Genomic DNA, 806 nt, shown 5'->3' with positions numbered 1-806 from the left:
GCCCAGCTCCAGGGCACCGGCGCTGAGTGCGCCGTTGTGCAGCGCTGCACCGGCTTCCATAAAGAGGTACTGGAGCGAGCGGTTGCGGTAGCGCGTCGCTGCAATCGCCGGATCGGCGGCGAGGAAAACGGCACCCGTTGCGTAGGTTAACTCCCAGGGCTTGCCGAAGGCCAGGGCCAGCTGCGGCGGTGTGTTCCCGACGGGGTGCAGCAATACCGTACGCTCGTCGGGGTATTGAACCTTGTACACGCCGGGCAGATAGTCACCGACCTGGCGTTGCAGCGCCACGTAAACCTCCACCAGGTGCATGCCACCTGCAGACGCGATGGTGCGTTGCGGCATCGCATATCCTATTCGCGGATGCTTGACCCGGACTACACCGGCGAGGGACCAAAGCAGTTTGTGCAGCGCGGAAATGGATACCGGCTTGTCATCAAAGGTATAGCTTGTTGTGCGCGCGGAAAAGAAAGGGTCAAGCGGCGTGCTTTCCACTCTGGCGGCAGACTCGGGCAGGGTTTCCTCGGACTGCTCTTCATTCCACAAAAAGCGTGCTGCAATGCTGCCTGTCAATTTGGCGGCCGCTGAAAGGCCGAAAGGGCTGAACTGAAAGGCGTAGTGCGCAGCGTGTGCGCTCACCAGGCTGGCGTCGATCAAAGCGCCCTCGGCGAGCAGGAATTCCATGAATTGGGCAAACTCAGAGCGCTCCTGCGCGTTCCCGAAACTCTTCAGGATTTCGTCGACAGTGCGTGTTCCGTCGCACAGGCTGAAGGCCTGGTCCAAAAGCAGTGCGGGTGCCTGGACTTCGA

1 protein-coding gene is annotated in these 806 nt (G+C 61.0%); it reads right to left on the bottom strand.

Going from position 1 to position 806, the window contains the following annotated elements:
• Positions 1 to 806: nitroreductase family protein (locus tag AC1D1X_RS24720; protein WP_477699543.1), on the bottom strand; the 806-nt coding region annotated here is incomplete at both ends.

The organism is Polaromonas sp. P1_G4, assembly GCF_056405475.1.
This window is presented reverse-complemented; position numbering and strand designations above follow the sequence as displayed.